The following is a 3727-nucleotide window of genomic DNA, read 5'->3' as shown; positions in this document are numbered from 1 at the left end:
CATCAACTGGCGACCTTCATTCAGGACGCCCTGCGCGACGAGGGTTTCGAGGATGCCGCCATGGCCCGCGAGGTGCCGCTGAGCCGCATCAGCGCCCGCTGGCTGGCCGCGTTCGAGCGCCGCCGCCGCGAGCGGGGTATCGAAATCCTTGTCGAGCAATCGGGCCGTCTGACCTTCGACGGACCAGCCGGGCCGTTCACCGTCACCGCCAAGGCCGACCGGATCGAGCTGGACGCCCACGGCGCCGCCATCATCGACTACAAGACCGGCTCTGCCCCGTCGGCCAAACAGGTGGTCGAAGGCTTTGCGCCCCAGCTGCCCCTGACCGGTGCCATTCTGGCCGGTGGCGGTTTCGGCAATCCGTCCGACCCGACGCAGCTGGTTTATGTCCGCGTCATCGGGCGCGGCGAGGGCGGCAAGGAAACCGACGTCTCTGCCCCGTCCAAGACCAACACCCTGAGCGCCGCCCAGATCAGCGCCGCCGAGTTCGACCGTCTGAAAGAAGCGGTCGCCGCCTATGACGACCCCGCCCGCGCCTATGTGTCGTGGGAGGCTCCCCAGTTCATGGGCAACTTTGGCGGCAACTATGACCATCTAGCCCGCGTGTGGGAGTGGATGGTCGTCGGCGGCGGCGACAATGAAGGCGAAGGAGATCAGGCATGATCGACGTCTCCACCCTCGATCCGGTCAAGAAGGCCCAGTATTTCCAGTCGGTCGCGGCCAGCCCCGAAAAGTCGATCTTCGTCACCGCCAATGCGGGGTCGGGCAAGACGACGACGCTGGTGAACCGCGTGGCGCGTCTGCTGCTGAAACGGGTGCAGCCGGGGGAAATCCTGTGCGTCACCTATACCAAGGCCGCCGCCGCCGAGATGCAGGCCCGCCTGTTCGAGAAACTGGGTCAATGGGCCGTGGCCGATGACGAGGCCCTTTCGCGCTCTCTGGCCGAACTGGACGGACGCAATGCCGAGGCGCTGGACCAGCAGGACCTGTCGGACGCCCGCCGCCTGTTCGCCCGCGCACTGGAGACCCCCGGCGGTCTGAAAATCCAGACCATCCACGCCTTCTGCGAAAAACTGCTGCGCCGCTTCCCGCTGGAAGCGGGCGTCACCCCCGGCTTCAAGGTGCTGGAGGATCAGGCCGCCATCCGCCTGTCGCAGGACGCGCGCGAGGACCTCGCCCGCCATGCGCTGACGGCCAATGACGCGATCTCCAAGGCCTATGAGCATTTCGCCGTGACCATGGATTTCGGCAGTTTCAACGACCTGCTGGCCATGATCGAGGCCAAGCGCGAGGCCTTGGGGGCCTATCTGGATGCCGTCTCGACAGGTGCCGCGCCCGGCCCGCGCGACCTGACCGGGGCAGGGGATGAAAGCACCGAAGAGGTCACGGCCGACTTCGTCCGCTACATCAGCCGGACCGAATGGGCCGACACCGCTGCGGTGATGGAGACGGGATCAAAGACCGATACCACCATCGGCGCGGCCATGCGGGCCGCGCTCGACAACTGGACGTTCGAGGGGTTGGCCCCTGTTTTCCTGACCCAGTCGGGCAGCCCACGCGCCAAGATGGTCACCAAGTCCATCCCGCCCGCCGTGGGCGATTATCTGACCACGCTTCAAGACAAATATGTCGCCACCGGCGAGGTTCTTCGCAAAATCCGCGTGGCCGAGGAAACCGAGGCCGTCCTGACGCTGGCGCGGCTGCACCGCCATTTCTACGACACCCGCAAACAGGAAGAAGCGGCGCTGGACTTCACCGATCTGGTGGGGCGCACCGCCGAACTTCTGACCAAGCGGTCCAATGCGGCGTGGGTGCTATTCAAGCTGGACGGCGGCATCGAACACGTCCTGATCGACGAGGCGCAGGATACCGCCCCCGAACAGTGGGACATCATGCGCGCCCTGACCGAGAGCTTCTATGCCGGTGACGGCGTGGAGCGGGACCGTGCCATCGCCCGCACCGTCTTTGCCGTGGGCGACGAAAAGCAGTCGATCTATTCCTTCCAGGGGGCAAAACCCGAGCAGCTGCTGAAAGAATCCCGCCGCTATCAGCTGATGGCCGAGGCGATCGGGGCCATTTTCGAGCATGTGCGACTGGAGACATCCTTCCGCTCGACGCCGGAAGTGCTGGCCTTTGTCGACGCGGTCTTTGCCGATCCCGACCGTGCGCGGGCGCTGAACGGGACGGGCGATATCGAACCCCACCTTCCCGCACGGGCCAAGGATGCGGGCTCGGTCGAGATGTGGCCCCTGTTCAAGGAGCCAGAGCGGACCGAGCGCAAGGCGTGGCAGGCCCCCGTGGATCAGGAAAGCGAGGCCAGCGCCCGCAAACAGCTGGCCCGCGCCCTTGCCCGCGAGATCAAGCAACAGGTCGCTGACGGTCGCGGCATCTGGCAGTTCGATCCGGCGTCCAAGACCTCGGCCTATCGTCCTGCCCGCTTTGGCGACTTCCTTGTGCTGGTGCGCCGCCGCGATGCCACCTTCGAGGAGATCATCCGGGCCCTGAAGATGGAAGGCGTTCCGGTGGCCGGTGCCGACCGTCTGAAGCTGGACGAGCACATCGTCTTTGACGACATGCTGTCGCTGGCGCGGTTTGCCCTCTTCCCGCAGGATGATCTGTCGCTGGCGGAAATCCTGCGCAGCCCCTTCTGCGCCGTGCCGGATTTCGGTGCGCCGCATGACCTCTATCACCTCGCCAATATCGAGGCGCGCGGCCGCCAGCCGCTGTGGGAAGCCCTGCAGGACCGCAAGGCCGAGCATCCTGAATGGCAAGAAGCGCACGACCTGCTGCAGCAGCTGCTGGACGCGCGCGACGCCGATCCCTTCACCTTCTTCAGCACGGCCCTGAACCATGTGTTTGCCGACGGACGTTCGGGCCGCGCGCGTGTTCTGGACCGCATGGGGCACGAGGCCGAGGAGGCCATCGACGAGACTCTGGCCCAGGTTCTGGCCGCCGAAGAGCGCGGCGGGCGCGATCTGGAAACCTTCCTGCGCGAACTGGAGCAAAGTCAGGTCGAGGTGAAGCGCGAGATGGAAGGCGCCCGCAACGAGGTGCGGGTCATGACCGTCCACGGCTCCAAGGGGCTGGAAGCGCCCGTCGTCATCCTTCCCGACACGACGTCCAAGGCCAAGCCGCAGGGGCCCAAGCTGATGCCCGTGCCGTGCGGGGATGCGGGCGAGGCGTGGCTGATGTGCCCGTCGTCCAAGAACGATGACTGTGAGGCCTCTGCAGAGGCCCGCAGCCTGCGCGAACATCGCACGGACGAGGAATCCCTACGCCTGCTCTATGTGGCCCTGACCCGCGCCAAGGATCGCCTGATCATCATGGGTCGCGAGGTCGGGAACAATAAGCTGGGCTATGTCGAGGGCAGCTGGTGGGACATCCTGCAACAGACCTTCACCGCCCAGTTGGAGGCCGGATCGGTCAAGGTGGGTCCCGATGGTCGGATGCGTCTGGGCGAGCTGCCGCCCGCGCTGGATCCGGAAAAGCGCGTGGCGATGCAGGCGGTAGAACTGCCGCAATGGGCGCTGGTCCCGCCGCCTGCGGACCGCAGCGCCCGCTTTGCCGCGCCGTCCCAGATGGAGGACAACCGCAAGGTCAAACGCATCCCCGCGCCGTCTCCGCTGGCCGTGGCGACCACGGGAGGCAAGGCGCTGGGCCGTTTCCGCCGTGGTGACCTGATCCACCGCCTGCTGGAGCGCCTGCCCGACATCGCGCCCGACATGCG

Annotated in this window: 2 protein-coding genes; both read left to right on the top strand. The window is 66.4% G+C overall.

What is annotated here, in order from left to right; genetic code table 11:
• Nucleotides 1-663, top strand: a 663-nt coding sequence (locus B3H86_RS10945; protein ID WP_292053839.1) for a PD-(D/E)XK nuclease family protein, incomplete at its 5' end; no start/stop codon positions are given.
• Nucleotides 660-3727, top strand: a 3068-nt coding sequence (gene addA, locus B3H86_RS10940; RefSeq protein WP_292053838.1) for a double-strand break repair helicase AddA, incomplete at its 3' end; no start/stop codon positions are given. The genes B3H86_RS10945 and addA, both read left to right, overlap by 4 nt.

Source organism: Brevundimonas sp. UBA5866, assembly GCF_002432125.1.
In the GTDB taxonomy this organism is placed as follows: Bacteria; Pseudomonadota; Alphaproteobacteria; order Caulobacterales; family Caulobacteraceae; genus Brevundimonas.
The sequence above is the reverse complement of the archived record's forward strand: the minus strand, read 5'-3'. Positions and strand labels throughout refer to the sequence as shown.